This window comes from Paenibacillus herberti (assembly GCF_002233675.1).
GTDB lineage: Bacteria > Bacillota > Bacilli > Paenibacillales > Paenibacillaceae > Paenibacillus_O > Paenibacillus_O herberti.
This window is the reverse complement of sequence record NZ_NMUQ01000001.1, coordinates 1,995,520-2,012,672: the sequence shown is the minus strand read 5'-3', so window position 1 is coordinate 2,012,672 and position 17,153 is coordinate 1,995,520. Positions and strand designations below refer to the sequence as shown.

Here is a 17,153-nt window from a genome sequence, read left to right as displayed (position 1 = left end):
ACCCACACAAAAAGAAACGGTACGAACTGACTTCCGTCAGAATCGTACCGTTAGGGGAAGTTAATGGTCTTAATAACCGGATAGCTGTCTTTTAAGCGAGGAGAGCAGCAAAAGCAGTCTTTTTCCGTCTCTTGCGGATATTTGCCCATTCACAATGAGTGAGTGAATACGTTGTGCCATAACACGGATTGTGGACAATGCGCTTCTGCATTTGCCATGCTTCAATTGATTGATGAGTTTATCTGCTTCGCAGATGAGGAATTGGCGGGACTGCTCCGGCATCGGAGTAATTCTAATCAGGCAGCGAAGCTCTGCCGCTCTTTTGAGCCCGAAAGGCACAGCAAGCGGTTTTGGCGGAAAGGAGCAATGCACCGGCTTTTTACAGCATGGCTTTTTGGGACGGCATAGCTTTTTGTTGAATGAATGGTTGAAGCTATTGTTAATATTGATATTGAGATTAATTACTTGACCTTCACCAGTTGCTCCTGTTGCGCCAGTAGTCCCTGTTGCCCCAGTTGAACCGGTAGCGCCAGTCGGTCCTGTAACTCCTGAAACGCCGGTGGATGGTCCCGTTGGTCCTGTAACGCCCGTAGCTCCAGTAAAGCCGGTCGATCCAGTGGCGCCAGGATCACCGGATACACCCGTCGATCCAGTGTTGCCCGTTGCGCCGGTTGATCCAGAAACACCCGTGGCGCCAGTCACGCCTGTGGCTCCCGCGGCGCCAGTCGCCCCCGAAGCACCCGTCGAGCCCGAGGCGCCAGTCGCGCCCGTAAACCCAGTCGCGCCCGCAGCGCCAGTAGCGCTCGTAACACCAGTCGCACCCGTAACACCAGTCGCACCAGTCGCGCCCGTAGCAGCGGTCGCGCCCGAAGCACCCGTGGCGCCCGTCGCGCCCGTGGCGCCCGTAGCAGCGGTCGCGCCCGAAGCACCCGTGGCGCCCGTCGCGCCCGTGGCGCCCGTAGCAGCGGTCGCGCCCGAAGCACCCGTGGCGCCCGTCGCGCCCGTGGCGCCCGTAGCAGCGGTCGCGCCCGAAGCACCAGTCGCGCCCGCGGCACCAGTCGCGCCCGTAGCGCCAGTAGCGCCCGTAGCGCCAGTCGAACCAGTCGCCCCCGTGCCGCCAGTCGCGCCGGAAGCACCAGTCGCGCCGGTAATACCCGTGCTGCCCGTAGCGCCAGTCGCACCCGTAGCGCCAGTCGCCCCCGTAGCGCCAGTCGCGCCAGTCGCGCCAGTCGCGCCAGTCGCGCCAGTTGCGCCTGTAGAGCCAGTTGCGCCTGTAGAGCCAGTGGCGCCTGTAGCACCAGTCGCGCCAGTAGCACCAGTCGCGCCAGTAGCGCCAGTAGCGCCTGTAGCACCAGTAGCGCCTGTAGAGCCAGTCGCGCCTGTAGAGCCAGTCGCGCCTGTAGAGCCAGTCGCGCCTGTAGAGCCAGTCGCGCCTGTAGAGCCAGTCGCGCCTGTAGAGCCAGTCGCGCCTGTAGAGCCAGTCGCGCCTGTAGAGCCAGTCGCGCCTGTAGCACCAGTCGCGCCGATAGCACCAGTCGCGCCGGTAGCACCAGTCGCGCCCGTCGCGCCGGTAGCACCAGTCGCGCCGATAGCACCAGTCGCGCCGGTAGCACCAGTCGCGCCCGTCGCGCCTGTAGCACCAGTCGCGCCGATAGCACCAGTCGCGCCGGTAGCACCAGTCGCGCCCGTCGCGCCTGTAGCACCAGTCGCGCCGATAGCACCAGTCGCGCCGATAGCACCAGTCGCGCCGGTAGCACCAGTCGCGCCCGTCGCGCCGGTAGCGCCCGTCGCGCCTGTAGAGCCAGTCGGCCCCGTTGTGCCTGTTGGCACAACAGAAGTATCGAGAATTTTCGTGACGAAGGCATCGCCTAATCCGCCAAAAGTCGGCTGAAATGCATTCAAGACAGGAAAGTCTGTGGAGCTGGTTTCACCGGTTATATACGCGCTTCCCGCAGAATCGGAGGCAATGCCAAAGCCGCGATCAAAGTTGGATCCTCCAAGAAAAGTGGAATAAATAAACGTTCCAAAAGAGGTCATTTTGGTAACAAAAACATCGCCCGATCCGGCATAGCCTTGAATAGGGTCAAAAACGGGGAAATTCGGTGACTGCGTAATGCCCGTTATATAGGCGTTTCCTAGTGTATCCGTCGCTATACCGAAACCTTCGTCGCTTCCAGTCCCCCCTAAATAGGTGGAATAGACGAATTCCGTACCCGATGGATTAATTTTAGTAACAAAAACATCGTCGCTGCCGCCCAAAGTTGCTTGAATGGGGTTAAACGTTGGAAAGTCCGTAGAGCTTGTTGATCCAGTAATATAAACATTTGTAAATTGATCAACTGCAATGCTTTCGGCTATTTCGCCACTGCTGCCTCCGATAAAGGTCGAGTATATAAGTCCCGAACCAGCAGCATTAAATTTGGCGACGAAACCATCTGTATTTCCTCCGCCGTAGGTGGGCTGAATGGCGTTTAGGATCGGAATATCCCCGGTAGTCGTTCCGACGATATAAGCCTGCTGAAAGCTATCCACGGCAACGCCGTCACCATTAACATTCGTCGTGACTGGTCCACCAAAAAAGGTGGAGTAAACGAGTGTATTGCCAGCGGGACTAAATTTGGTAAGAAAAGCCGACTGACCCTGCAGTATGGGCTGAAAGGCGTTTAATATAGGAAAGTCCGGAGAAGTGGTTGTTCCTACTACATACGCGCTGCCGTTTGCATCCACTGCGATGCCAAAGCCCTCATCAGAAAATTCACCGCCAAGGTAAGTGGAGTACAGAGGCAAGTTGCCCGCAGGATTAAGCTTAAATACAAACGCGTTATCATCAGGCGGCGCGATACTTTGAAAAGCATTAATCGTAGGAAAGTTGCCGGACCCTGTAATTCCGGTTACATACACATTGCCCGTTGCATCAACTGCGATGGCTGTACCTTGATCATTCCCAGTTCCGCCTAAATAGGTGGAATAGATCAACGTATTTCCTGTCGGGCTCAGCTTCGTAATAAAAGCATCGAAAAATCCGGCATTACTTGGCTGAATAGCTGCTTGGGTCGGAAAGTTCATGGATAATGTCTGGCCTGTCACATAGGCATTCCCGCTTGAATCTACGGCAATTCCATCTCCTTCATCTTCTGAAGCGCCACCTAGGTAGGTGGAATAAATCAGTACGGGGTCAATGACAAGAGGGAGCGCCGTATTGTAGTTTTCGGTTATTTTAAAGCCGACTTGATTCGTGTCCAGAAGTACATACCCGCCGTTTAATTGCTGTTTGCCCTCTGCAAGATTCTGATAAATAAAAGGCAGCTGCAGTGTCACGGGTTGGCCGTTGGACGTTACGACAAGGGTCCCGCCCTCTACAATCTCGATGGAATCGGCACCTTCAAAATTCAGCGCAATATGTTCTGGATTACCTCCGGGAGCTACGATGAAATCGAACTCCAAGAAGTTTTCATTACCATAGAACACCATGTCAATTCCGGGATAGATCCCTGTATACTGCACTTTTTCATAAGTGGGAATATCGGAATGCCACTGGGAAAAGTCGTCGCCAATGATGTAGTTTTTCTTGCCGGGCAGCAGATCGAGTCCGCTTATGGAGGGCTCAGGGTTTGAATCCGCGAAATACATCCGCAGCCCCCAGGTCTCCCACTGCTGCTTGTTGTCGGCTTCAGACACCATTGGCTTGGCAAACATCATGGCGACATGGGAAGGTGTGAAGAAAAAGGCAGCTTTCTGGGCTTTCATGAGATAAGCGACTTGAGAATCGGTCTGGCCCGCATTTAACTCGAAGTGAATCGGTATTTTTCCGTACGACGAGGACAGGCGTTTATGTCCCAGTCCTAACGCTTTAGCCATAGCTGCACCTCCTGTGTTACTGGGATGGATATTATTTGATATATTCCATGGGACAGTAACCAGTAAGGGCAAGTAACTAGATATTTCAATTTTAGGCATGTGCACATTAGGAAATGCTCCGAAATGAGGTTCTAGGCGATTGCAATAAAAAAGCCTGTCTTTTAGTTAGATGTCCTTATTTCCTCGATTCCCAAAGATTTTAGACTAACTCTCGAAGATTTGAAAAAACGTGGAATTTCAGCGCGGTACAATGATGGTATATATAACGACAGATGAAAAACATCAAAAAAGTTCAAAAAATGTTGAGCGCTATAGCGGGATTATTGCTAAAATACATTAAGAAATTAGCCTATGTCATCCCCTAAAGGGCTGATGGATTCCAATTGTTTGAACCGACAATTTAACGGGCCGGCAAACAGCCGGCTGTTTCCACGGAGGGAAGAGCATAATGAAAAGCGTTACATTTCCGAGATTTGAAGCTGTCAAGGACTACTCGGAGAGGATTGTTTGGTCAAACTCGACAAAAATCATTTGGCATCCCCAAGACGTTGAGACACATTTTGAGCAGCCGCAAAACGCTTTTTGTTATTTCCGGAAGACGTTCGACGCATCTGAGGGACTGGAAGAAGCTCGCATTCGGATCTTTGCCGATTCCAAGTACCAGCTATTCGTAAATGGGGAATACGCGGGAAGAGGTCCAGGCCGCAGCGATCCAAGGTGGCAGTATGTGGATGAAATTGATATAACGTCGTTCATTCAATCGGGTAAAAATATAATTGCCGTGCACGCCCTGCACTATGGATATGGAACAGGCCAGTCGATTCACCGGATTCCTGCCCTCGTTGTGGAAGCGAATTTGCTGTTCGCGAGCGGCGAACATAGTGTCATTTCAAGTGATGAGAGCTGGACATGCAAACATGCAGATGCTTATGACAGTGCAGCACCGCGAATCAATGGATGCCAGGGACCGATCGAAATCTATGATTCAAGGCTGGCGCTCTCTGGATGGGAAGGGCTGGAATACAACGACAGCGCTTGGCAAAGTGCAAAAGGTCGGGGAATTCAACTGTCTCCATTCTGGAACTGGATTCCTCGCAGTATTCCACTGCTCGAAGAAGGTGAAAAATCCGCTGTTACGATAGCGGCGAGAGGAGAGCTTGCGGAGCATTATAGGCCGGCGGACAAGCTGCATCATCAAATTTTAGCGGAACAATCCAGCATGGAGATGAGCGTGACGGCGGAACCGTTCCGTGATGAGGTTGTTTTGGAAGCGTCCCCAGAAGGAAGAGCATCGGTTATTACGTTCGACATGGGTGGCATGGATGCGGGATATTTGCAGCTTCGTCTGTCTGGCTCAGCGGGTGATATCGTGGATGTCGTATATGCCGAGCAGTTATGGGAAGGCAAAGCGTTGATCAATCTTTCAAACAACCGATCGATCGACCGCTTTATTTTAGCCGGAGGTGTTCAGGAGCTAGAATCAGCTTTCGTTTGGCGTGCTTGCCGTTTTATCCAGTTCACGGTGCGCAATTCCAGCGGTCCTGTCACGATTGAACGGGTTGGCCTGCGGACGAGAAGATCCCCGCTAACAACCGTAGCTGATTTTCATTGTAATGATGATAAGCTTCGTCAGATTTGGGATATTTCCGTCCATACGCTCCGCCTGTGCATGCAGGATGGATTCCTCGATTCGTCGAGCCGAGAGCAGCAGCAATGGATGGGGGATGGCCGTTGGCAGGCGATCTTTAACTATCATTATTCGGGCGAATCAAGCATGCACCGCAAGCTGCTGGAACAGATTGGCCAGTCTCAGGATTGGATGGGAATGACAAAAGCAAGATACCCGGATGGGCATCATAACTATCCGCCGATTCCTTCTTTCTGTCTGGCGTGGGTTAGCTCTTTCGGCGAATATGAGCTGTATTCAGGGGATCACAGCTTGCTGCCTCAGTGGTGGCCGAATCTTATTCAGGCGCTTCGCTGGTTTTCTGCTTATACGAATAAGGACGGATTGCTTGAAAACGTGCCTTACTGGCCGTTCATCGACTGGGGAGAAGGCCCGGAGGGACCAATTCCGGATGACCAACGGGGCGGTATCGTAACGGCGCTGAATGTGCAATATGTAGAGGCGCTTGAGGCCGCCGCTCGTTATGCTAGGCAGCTGGATGACCAAGAGGCGGAAGTTTATTATACAAAAATGGCCTCCAGATTGAAGGAGTCGATTGTCTCCTTACTTTGGAATGAGCGCGTTGGGGCTTACGCCGATTGTATGGTCGATGGTGTGCTGAGCGAGAGTATTAGCGAACCGACTAATGCGCTGGCAGTTCTTCTGCTCCATGGGGAGGGGGAACGGTTGCGGCAGATCAGTAGAGCTGTCTTTTCGCAAGCTGCCAGCGGCCGCGTCGTCAAAGGAAGTCCGTATTTCATGTTGGTCGTTTGCCGAGCTTTGATCAAGCTGGGAGAAACACGGCGTGCGCTTGAGCTAATTCAGGAACGATACGGGATTTTCCTTGATGCCGGGTCGGACACGATTTGGGAGCGCTGGACTTTGTTCCATGAGGAATCGAACGGTTCCGTTTCGTACTCCAGTGCAAGCCATGCTTGGGGAGGAGCCCCGATTGTATTTGTATACGAAGGTATATTCGGAATCAAACCGCTTGAGGATGGCTATCGCAGCTTCTCTATGAATCCTGAGCCATGTGGAATAGAAAGCATTAAAACAACGCTTCCAGTGAGCGGCGGCGAAATCGGAATGAGCTTGGAGGCTATTGATGCCGGAAGCTGGCGATTAGAAGTGTCGATTCCTTCAGGTTATACGGGAATTATCTGTGGCAAATCGTACGAAGCTGGCAAACATACCGTAACGATATCGTCTTAATTGGTTAACCCGATGTCTGCTTTAGGATATCGGGTTATTTTTTTACGCTGATAGAGCCGAATCGTTCGAGACAAAGGGCTCGTTTCAAGTTATAATCAATTAAAATTCCATATACTGGAGGTTTCTGTGAAATGGAGCTAACGGTTCGTAAGATGGGAGCAGGCGATATTCAACAAGTACAAGATGTGGCAAGATTTGAATTGAATAGGGTTTGAACTCGGTTTACGTGGGCAACGCAACTTTTTTTGTACGATTTATCGTATAAAATTCGGTTTACAGCCGCCTCTTTTCAACACTTTGTGTGATAAAACATACAAAGCCCAGCTTTCGTCGCCTATACCCAGCCATTTTGTATGATTTATGGTACAAAATCCAAAAAATCAGCACGGCCCGAATGCATGTTGAGTGAAAAATCATACAAAGTGTGCATTAGAACGATCGATCCCCATAACAGATGCCCCAAGATTGTGAATTTTTTTAGCTAGATCCCCCGTACCGCATTCCAAGTCTAATATTGCTCTCCAGCCGTCGGCTCAAGTACATCAATAACTTGTCTGCCATAATTTGAAACATATGCTATTTAACTATCGTATTTTTCGGCGTTGAAATTATTTTCGTTAGAATATTGGATAGGCTTCATAGTGTACACCCTCCTAAACTTCAGTTGTTTTGCTGTCAAAAATCCGTGCTCGGACATCGTTTTTGGAAATGAAAACAGGTTCCCCATTTTTATCTATGCAGTAAGCGATAGGAATTGAGACATCGTTATCTCGAAAAGAGCCGTCTGCATGGCTCGTGCCAATAATCATCGTGTTATAAGTCACCGCTATTTTCTTGGCTTCGCTTATCCATTCCTCGAATTGTTCTTCACTGAACATACCGACGCCGATAGGATGAACAATCAAGTCAACCATGTTTGGATCTTCACTTTTCATTCCTTGGACCACCAATTCATCACAAAGGATATGCCCTATTTTAAGGCCCTCTATTGTTACGAAAGACGTTTGGCTGTACTTTACTCGATCCAAAACAATTTCACCCGAGCGATTAATAATAATAGCTCTATCCTTAGGGCTATCGCTCAGCCTTCTGTGCCCACCAATTAATATCTTTTGATGGCTTTTTGCTAAATGACAAGCTTGTTCCACATTTTCATTCAAGTAACCCTCTGGAAAAATGACAGCGTCAACGGAAGGATGAGTTAGCAATTCGCTTTCGAGTTGTACAATGTTCTTTTCAAGTTTTGGCTGTATGATTAGAAATTTCATGATAGCCCTCCTTATCATGTAATGAATATACCATATGGCGGTACCCAGGAAATGGATAAACTAGTAAGAGAGAAAAAAGGAGTTCAAAAGAAATAGAAAAAGGGAAAATATAATTGGCATGCACCTTATTTATTTGTTATATTAATTCACAGTGAATTAATCGGGAATACGAATAGCTAAATAGAGATATTAGAAATAGGCAACTAGAGTTCCAGGAGGGTCGAGATTGATAAAGCTCATTAACTTACACAAGCAGTACAAAACGAATAAAGGCACAGTCACTGGCGTCGACCACGTCAATCTTCATATCGCTAAAGGTGAAATATTTGGTATCGTCGGTTATAGCGGCGCGGGTAAAAGCTCGGTGCTGCGTTGCATCAACCTGCTTGAGAAACCAACCTCTGGCAAAGTGCTGGTGAACGGCGTTGACCTCACGGCTTTGGGTAAAAACGGGCTGAGATTGGCTCGTCAAAAGATCGGTATGATCTTTCAACATTTCTATCTTATTGGAAGCAAAACGGTATTCGAGAACGTTGCGTTTGCATTGGAAGCGGCGGACACGCCACAATCAGCTATTCAGAGCAAAGTGACGGAGCTGCTTCAGCTCGTTGGACTTGCGGATAAGAGGGATAGTTATCCTGCTCAATTGAGCGGAGGTCAAAAACAACGTGTCGGTATTGCTCGCGCTTTGGCCAATAATCCTCAAGTGTTATTATGCGATGAAGCCACGTCAGCGCTTGACCCGACGACCACACAATCTATTTTGTCACTGCTTCGAGAGATAAATCGTAAGCTTGGGCTTACAATAGTACTTATCACACATGAGATGGAAGTAGTGAAGGAGCTATGTCACCGAGTTGCTATTATGCAGGATGGCAAAGTGATAGAGGCTGGCAGTGTATATGAGATTTTCGCAAATCCGGTACAGCCTCTGACTAAGGAATTTATTAATAGTGTGCTGGAATTTAAACTGCCGATGAAACTATGGGAGAAGCTTAATCCATCCAGTAAGGTGTTAAAGATTTTGTTTCGTGACGATGCGGCAGAACAAGCCATTATTTCAGATTTGCTGAAAAAGAGCGGCATTCAAGCGAATATTTTACATGGGAAAATCGATTATATTGGTGAAAAACCTCTCGGAACCTTCATTATGGAAGTGACCGGTACGAATGAGGAAGTCGATTCAGCTATCCGTTACTTGATTGATCGTTCTTGTATTGTGGAGGTGATTGAGCATGCTTAACTCCTTTATGGAAATACTTCCCGATATGATAAAAGCGTTTAACGAAACGCTCTACATGGTAGGTGTATCGCTGCTAGTTGCTTTCGTTCTAGGTTTACCGCTTGGTGTATTGTTGTTTATTAGCAGTAAGGGATTGTTCTCTGAGAACCGTGCTCTGAATGTGATTTTGGGCGTGATTTCGAATATGGTACGTTCAATCCCATTCTTAATTTTACTCGTACTTCTGCTGAAATTTACTCAATTTCTACTAGGCACTACGATTGGGCCAGCAGCAGCAGCTGTTCCACTCTCGATCGCGGCCATTCCTTTCTACGCGCGTTTGGTAGAAAATTCACTTAGAGAAGTGAACAAAGGAATCATTGAAGCAGCTATCGCAATGGGCGCAAGACCATGGCTTATTATCCGCAAGGTACTGCTGCCAGAAGCAAAGTCAGGTATGATATCGGGTCTTACGATAACGGCGATCAGCTTGCTGGGCTTCTCTGCAATGGCGGGTACGGTTGGCGGCGGCGGTATCGGAGATCTCGCTATCCGTTATGGTTATTATCGTTATGATAATGAAGTTCTGTTCACAACGGTTATTTTGCTTATCGTCGTTGTTCAAATTATTCAATTTATTGGAGATTGGGCTTCTCGTAAAGTAGATAAACGTTAAAATAAAACAACTTAGACAAGGGGATCCTATCATTGAAAAAGCAATTGAAGGTCGTTACATTGTGCATCCTGGTGATGACGGTGCTGGCTGCATGCAGCAGCAACAATAAGGAATCAGCTTCTAATGGAGGAACTGCCGAGCAGAGCAAAACGATTAAAATTGGAGCGACAGCTGGTCCATACAGTGATATGGTTAGCAAAGCGATTACACCTCTGATGGAGGAGAAAGGTTACAAGATCGAAGTTGTTGAGTTCAACGATTATGTTCAGCCGAACAAATCGCTGGATAACGGATCGATCGATGCTAACCTATTTCAACACATTATCTATTTGAACAAGTTTTCTAAGGATAATAAGCTTGAACTAAGTGCTGTTAGTAGTGTCCCAACTGCACCAATGGGCCTTTACTCCAATAAAATCAAATCCATTGATGATATTAAAGAAGGAAGTACTCTTACGATTGCGAACGACCCTGCTAACCTAGCACGCTCGCTTCTGCTGCTTCAGGATATTGGGCTTGTTACAATTAAAAAGGATGCAGACCCAGCGACGATTTCCGAAAAGGATATCGAGACCAATGTAAAAAATCTTAAAATAACATCGCTCGAGGCTGCTCAGCTTCCGCGGACGCTGGACAGCTCCGATCTAGCCGTTGTTGCAGGTAACTTTGCTCTTGCAGCGGGTATGAAACTGGCAAGTGCCCTGCAGCTTGAGAATATGGCTGAGAATTACCGTAACGTTGTAGCTGTAAGAACTAAAGATGCTGAGGGCCAAATGGCCAAGGATCTGAAAGAAGTTATTGAATCTGCAGCATTCGAGAAAACGATGGATGAGCAATTCCAAGGTTTCTCGAAACCAGAATGGATGACGAAATAATAGGATGAATAAATAAGAGCGTGCTGCTCATGCAGCGCGTTCTTATTTTTTGGGTAATCGGATTGAAAGAAATCTTTATCATGGAAGATTAATTATTAAAGCGGGACGCACGCCGTCGCGAGCTAAACTGACATTCGCATAACTGCGAATACTGCTGCTTGGACCGACAAAACATGCACGTGAAGGCTTGTTTCCTTGTGTTCTCAGCCACCACCAGGAGCAGCCTGCTTCTTCGCCGTCTCTGATGATATAGTTATCTTTGTCCGTTTTATCATATACGTATAGGTTACATCCATCTGGTTTTTTCGTTTTAGCAAAATCCGTTCCAACGGCACGCCGTAAATCCTTGCTGTGCAGATCAGATAATTGTTTTATCTCAGATACACTAAGCAAAAAAACCTTGTCCGCCGTATCCGGGCTATTTTCTCCGTTGTTAGTACAAGGAGTCGTTTTTATAAATTCTTTTTCGGCGGCATTGAATGCGGTGTTGTAGAACTCAACGTTCAGCCATTCGCGCAAATCACAATCACGCCACGTAATATCTACGGAGTCATGCCACGTAATATCCGCGCTCTTGCCGTGATACCGCTTGCAGTCCAAAATGTACTCGCTCAAAACAAACAATTCGCTTTCTGAATTTTGAAGAACACGCCATTTTATCGGCAGTTGTTTACCGTCCCTTGTTTGAGGATACATGCCAAAAGTAATGATTTCGCCGGGCTTTAAACTCCGGTTCGGAGTGAAAGCAAGATTTCCCTTTTCCAATAAGATGCCCTCCTTATTTTTTCCTTCTAACTTTAATGCTACAACATTCATGCAAGATTTCGTTTCATAGATCAAGAATCCATGTGCGGACTGTAAGTGTATCCTTTAATATTGTCATCGTAGTTTAAGGTATGACTTTAAGGAAAGATGCGCTAAACTCCGTAATCATAAGTAGGAGCGCATTCTCAAAGTTAGATTAATTGGATAAATGTCAGATATTGAATATAGGATCAGGCCGATATTTTTGACAGAATGAAGGCGTTATCATTTTCAAATCCAGAGGAGGAGCGATTTAACGTGAATGAATGGACTGAGATGAGGGGGACTGAAAAATGAAGAAATGGATGGGGAGAATACTTGTTATTGCATTGCTTGCATCGCTTTTAATGCCTGTAATGGCTCCAAAAGTAGAAGCGGCGCCGTATCAAAACGAGAATAACAATCGAGTGGAGTTGAACTTTAATACGGATTGGCTATTTTTCAATAGCAACGTGCCGAACGGCCAATCGACTGATTTAGATGAGAGCGCGGCGGCTCAAGTCAATTTGCCGCATTCTAATTCCGAACTGGAATTGTTTGATGTTACGCCTTCGGAATGGCAGACGGTCAACTGGTACCGGAGACATTTCTCGCTTGCCGATACATATGCGGGCCGTCGTGTGTCCGTTGAGTTCCAAGGAGCGGGACAGATCAACAAAGTATACGTTAATGGCAAGCTTGCGGGCGAAGGCAGAGGCATTCATACTTCGTTCACCGTTGATATTACGGATTATGTGCAGTTCGGCAACTACGACAACGTAATTGCGGTGCAGGTGGATAATCAGTCCCATGAAGGAACAATGCCTTATTCAGGAGATTTTTATTCTTTCGGCGGCATTCACGGCGACGTCAAGCTGCAAATGACCGATCCGGTGTATGCCACACAGCCTTATTATGTGACAACTCCAAACAGCGGCGGTGTGAATGTGACCGGCTCGGTTAACATCCGCAATGAAAATCCGTCCAGCCGTGACGCGGTCGTTAAAGCTTCTCTTGTGGATGCAAGCGGCGAAGTTGTTGCTGTTTCCGAACAAACGGTAACGGTAGGCGCGCGCGCCGAGACGAAGTTTGATTTTGTTCAGCAAGTCGCCAACCCGCGGCTATGGACCATCGACGATCCGTATCTCTATAAAATGAAGGTGCAAACTCGGATCGGCTCTGCTTACGTCGATGAATTGTCGACCAATATCGGCTTGAAATGGGTTGCGATTACAGGGGACAGCACAAGCAAGACGAGTAAGTTTTTCCTAAACGGTGTGGAAACAAAGCTGATCGGCTACAACAAGCATAATCAACAGCCGTATCTCGGCAACTCCGGTCCGAATCGGCTTCAACGCAAGGATGCACGGATGCTCAAATACGAGCTTGGAGCGAACGTTGTCCGTACCTCTCACTACACGACCGATCCGGAATTTTTAGATGAGGCGGATAAAATCGGTTTGCTTGTTGAAGAAGAAGCCTTTGGCATGAATACGTTAAACGACGTGCAAAAGCCGTTGTTTGAGCAATCGCTTAGCTCGATGGTGTATCGCGACCGCAACCACGCCAGTATTTTCATGTGGAGTGTAGTGCCGAATGAAACGCTTACCATCGGCCCTTGGCATACGCAATTAAATACCTTGGTCAAAAGCATCGATCCGTCCCGTCCGACCGTGCAGGAAATGGTTCACGGGGATTATGAGCAAGTTGCCGACGTATATTCTTCGCATAATTATTCCCCGCCGAGTGCCGGGTTCAACACGGGTAAATTCCCGCACTGGATCGGTGAGTACAACAACTCGCTTGGCTCCTCTTTTGTCGTGCCAGGCGATTCGGAAGGCCGCAAGCTGAAGCAATTGCTTGACGATGCGACCAAATTCCAGACGTTTTACAGCTCGCCGCAAATAGCCGGCCTGCTGCACTGGGAGTCGTTCGGATATATTACACCGTTGGTATACGATCAGTTTGGCAAAAGCGTGAATAACTACCGGGCCGCAGGCGTTACCGGACCATACAGGGATTCGCTCAATAAATACTGGCTCGGTTATTTTTATCAATCGCAGATGGCTCCATCCGTAGTTGGCGATGTGCTGCACATCGCGAGCGAGTGGAAGTCGGACTCCAATAAGAAGGAATTCTACGTCATCAGCAATGCGGCAAAAGTAGAACTGTTTCATAATGGAGCATCACTCGGCAAAACGGTTCCTAACTATGTTACAAGCTCGAAACAGGGAATGTTTAAGTTTACAGTGAATCAAGATTTAGTATGGTCGCCAGGTTCGGTACTCGAAGCCAGGTCTTATGATGCAAACGATAATCTGCTCAAAACGTACAAGAGGTTCGCTTCCACGTATGACGGAGCCGCTTCATTGAAGCTGAATGGCACTACCGGCAATGAGCTTATTGCCGATGGCTCCGATGTGGCTTGGCTCATTCCCGAGCTGCTCGACGCGAACGGACAGCGTGCGTATTACGGCGATGCCAATGTGAGAATCAAGGAGCTGTCGGGTCCGGGAGCAGCGATCTTTACGACGCCAAGCAGAAGCGATACGCTGCAAATGACGGACGGCTTGACCGGTTTTTATATCCAGTCCAAGCTGCGCCAGACAGGCACGGTTAAAGTCAAAGTTGAAGCTGATCTTGGCGCAACGGTCAACGATAGCGTATATGGCACAGGTACGAATCAGTTCAAATTCGCAGGTCCGGGCTGGACGGTGCAAAGTGGCAAGACGGGCCGTTTCAACGGCGATGAGCGCGTGGTTACAGGTGGTGTTGCAGGGGACACCTACGCTGAAATGACGTTCACAGGGACGCAAATCCGCGTATACGGCACAAGAGCAATAAATATGGGTATCGCTTCGGTTGAGATTGACGGCCAGGCGAAGGGAAACATTGATTATTACAGCGCCTATGGTGAAGTGCCAAGCCAATTGGTTTACACAAGTCCGGAAATGGCCTATGGCACACACACGATTAAAATCAGTTACAAGGGCCAAATGCATACCAGTACTGCTCAACTCGCCGGAAAAGAGCCGGCTCCTACCGGATCAGGCATCAATATCGACCGTGTCAAAATAATGGATGGGCAATATGAATTGACCTCCAATGAGATTCAGCTTAATTCGGTTGCAATGAACGACACGATCGTTCCTAGACCGGCTGCCGGAGCGCCAAAAGCGGCAGCATTCTCCGCCTCTGTCGTATTCCAGGCTGAGCAAGCATCCCGTTCGGCAGGTACTGTTATCGCAACTACGGAAACGGGTTTTACGGGCACTGGGTATGTCGACATGAAAGGTACGCAGGGATATGTAGAATGGACGGTTCCGGTAACCCAATCGGGCCGTTATCCGCTGCAATTCCGCTACAAGAACACTGGCGTCGACCGTAAAGCGGATATATCCGTTAACGGCAGCGTTGTTGCCGCCAAGATGTCCTTTATGGAGACCGGCACGGCTGGAGCGGGCGATTCTCCTTGGGGAGTCGTAACGACGACGCAGTATTTGAAAGCGGGCTTGAACAAAATTCGGCTGGCGTCTGTCGGAAACAGCACCGCCCTCATCGATCAGCTTGAGGTGCTTGGCTTGCCTCAGCCGCCTGCTGCTCCAACGCCGCAACAGGTTGTGCTGCAGGCGGAGAATGGAACGTTTAGTACGGGTGCCAGCGTCAAAAATCTTGGTTCCGGCTGGACGGGCAGTGGTTTTGTCAATTTTAACAATGCGCCTGGTTATGTGGAATGGAACACAACGATTCCATCAGCTGGCGACTACTTGATTGATACCGCCTATGCTTATGGCAGCAGCGGCTCAACTACCATGAAGCTGACCATTGATGGAGTTGCTGTAACTCCAGACATCAGCTTTCCTTCGACAGGCAACTGGAACACAGCTTGGGGCAAAACACAGGTGACTGTACCGCTAACTGCCGGAGCACATACAATCAAGCTGGAGACGGTCGGCAGCTACTATGTAAATTTGGATAGCATTACGGCTACGGAAGTTACGGTTCCGCCGACGCCTCAGCTTTTTGACATGTCGCTTCAAGCGGAAACCGCAGCTCGATCCGTTGGAACAATCGGTTCGGCAGGCACTGGCTGGAACGGCACCGGATTTATCAATTTCTCCGGCGGAGAAGGGTATGTGGAATGGACGGCCGAATTTCCCGAGTCCAATTACACGCTTCGTTTCCGTTATGCCAACGGAAGCACGAGTCGGCCGATGAAGCTGCTTATCGACGGCAAGGAAGTCAGCGGCTCGCTTGCTTTCCCTGGCACCGGCCACTGGAACCAGAATTGGTCGGAGGTGACTTTTACAGCGGACTTGTCCAAAGGTACGCATAAGATCCGTCTCGTCACGGACGGCTCTAGCGGGGCCAATCTGGATCAATTGAGAATTAAGGAAAACTGAGACATAAGCTTTATTGATAAGCCTGAATAACAAAGGTCTGGCAGGAGATGAACTCTTGCCAGACCTTCGTTGTTTCTATGAGGAGCGACAGGACGCTCTACGAATTAAAAACGGTGAGGGTGTTGCTTGAGCTATTCCACTGAATCGGCGCAGTGGAGGATATATTCAAGACAGCATAACGCACGTTAAGATTGATACGTTCTGCACGAAGTGTAAATTGAATGCGGCCTATTTCGGCGTTATTGTTGTTCGGATTGAGAACTTCTGTACACAACTTCGGTTTCAGCTGGATATGAACGGCTCCAATTCTACTCCTATTCTTATATAGAGTATGAAGAAGAAGGATGGGATGACATGGACATGTATCTCTCTATTTGATCTTGGTATATTGTTTTTCGGCTAACCCAATCGTAACTCCCATCGGTGTAAAGAACAAATAAAAATGTCGTAAAAATTAGAGGTTATACCTTTTTCGGTTTTTCCAAAAACGGTGGGAAGGCAGCGTCAGCGACAACCCCTTTGCGGATCTTGAAATAAGCAAAACCAGCGCCGTTTTTGAGCTTGAGCAGTCCGCTGTCGAACTCCGTATTCAGGTTTTTGAAAAAGACGCCCATCGCTACCGTTCCACTGTCCGGGAGTGAATGGCTAAGCTCATATTCCGCTCCCGCCCGCCTAACCGTCACATGAATTCCTCGCTCATGCGTCTCTTCCAGCTCGTCATCCATACGCTGAACCGCAACGATATGCAGGTCGATCTTGCCTACCCGGCGCAGCAGCTCATTGGTGAAAGAACCGCGAATAAGCTCTTGCCAGCGGGATTGCGCAGATTGTCCCACGATGATCCCGGTAATCTGCCGCTTTCGAGCGATCTCTGCGATGACAGCAACAGCAGGGCGCGAGCTAGCATGCTCGACGAAAAATAAAGCGCCTGATTCCGCGCAGCGAATCCGCCAGAGGTTCAAATAGGCTTCCTGTTTCTGACTGAGCTCCTCCATGCTGACCGGGATGACACTCAGCACATGCAGGGGGCAGTTCAGCCTTGCAGCCAGTTCAACGCCGCGCCGAATCAGCCGTTCGCCATTCGGTCCATAATAGACACAGACCATAATTTTTTCCTTGGTCGTCATAAATTGAACTCCTCCTCTCTGATTCGGGAAACCAGTCATGTACATGAAATATTTTTTTAAATG

At 48.7% G+C, this 17,153-nt stretch carries 9 protein-coding genes; 5 read left to right on the top strand and 4 right to left on the bottom strand.

Going from position 1 to position 17,153, the window contains the following annotated elements:
• Positions 1-69: 69 nt before the first annotated feature.
• Positions 70-3,858, bottom strand: coding sequence for a DUF7948 domain-containing protein (locus CGZ75_RS26165; RefSeq protein WP_176444741.1), 3,789 nt, complete (start codon positions 3,856-3,858; stop codon positions 70-72).
• Between the two features lie 448 nt (positions 3,859-4,306).
• On the opposite strand from CGZ75_RS26165, the gene CGZ75_RS09240 reads away from it, so the two are divergent.
• Positions 4,307-6,736, top strand: a complete 2,430-nt coding sequence (locus CGZ75_RS09240; protein WP_089523902.1) for a family 78 glycoside hydrolase catalytic domain — start codon at positions 4,307-4,309, stop codon at positions 6,734-6,736.
• 653 nt (positions 6,737-7,389) lie between these two features.
• Here CGZ75_RS09240 and CGZ75_RS09235 read toward each other — a convergent pair.
• Complete coding sequence (locus CGZ75_RS09235; RefSeq protein WP_089523901.1) at positions 7,390-8,004, bottom strand: hypothetical protein; 615 nt, start codon at positions 8,002-8,004, stop codon at positions 7,390-7,392.
• Positions 8,005-8,230: 226 nt separating this feature from the next.
• Between CGZ75_RS09235 and CGZ75_RS09230 the strand changes: the two genes are divergently transcribed.
• The 3 genes from CGZ75_RS09230 to CGZ75_RS09220 are packed head-to-tail and all read left to right on the top strand — an operon-like array spanning position 8,231 to position 10,777.
• Positions 8,231-9,247: a methionine ABC transporter ATP-binding protein gene (locus tag CGZ75_RS09230; protein ID WP_089523900.1), complete on the top strand. Its 1,017-nt coding sequence runs from the start codon at positions 8,231-8,233 to the stop codon at positions 9,245-9,247.
• The gene (locus tag CGZ75_RS09225; protein WP_089523899.1) at positions 9,240-9,902 is read left to right on the top strand and encodes a methionine ABC transporter permease; all 663 of its coding nucleotides are present in this window, start codon (positions 9,240-9,242) and stop codon (positions 9,900-9,902) included. Before CGZ75_RS09230 ends, CGZ75_RS09225 begins: the two co-directional genes overlap by 8 nt.
• Before the next feature lie 32 nt (positions 9,903-9,934).
• Positions 9,935-10,777 (top strand): MetQ/NlpA family ABC transporter substrate-binding protein, encoded by an 843-nt coding sequence (locus tag CGZ75_RS09220; protein WP_245850755.1) that lies wholly within the window; start codon positions 9,935-9,937, stop codon positions 10,775-10,777.
• A 78-nt stretch (positions 10,778-10,855) separates the two neighbouring features.
• On the opposite strand, the gene CGZ75_RS09215 is transcribed toward CGZ75_RS09220, so the two are convergent.
• Entirely contained in the window at positions 10,856-11,542 is a 687-nt protein-coding gene (locus CGZ75_RS09215; protein WP_089523898.1) for a DUF6273 domain-containing protein, read from the bottom strand.
• A 332-nt stretch (positions 11,543-11,874) separates the two neighbouring features.
• Between CGZ75_RS09215 and CGZ75_RS09210 the strand changes: the two genes are divergently transcribed.
• Complete coding sequence (locus CGZ75_RS09210; protein ID WP_089523897.1) at positions 11,875-15,963, top strand: carbohydrate-binding protein; 4,089 nt, start codon at positions 11,875-11,877, stop codon at positions 15,961-15,963.
• Positions 15,964-16,424: 461 nt separating this feature from the next.
• Here the strand turns inward: CGZ75_RS09210 and CGZ75_RS09205 are convergent, their stop codons facing one another.
• Positions 16,425-17,090, bottom strand: a complete 666-nt coding sequence (locus CGZ75_RS09205; RefSeq protein ID WP_089523896.1) for a universal stress protein — start codon at positions 17,088-17,090, stop codon at positions 16,425-16,427.
• Between the last annotated feature and the right edge of the window lie 63 nt (positions 17,091-17,153).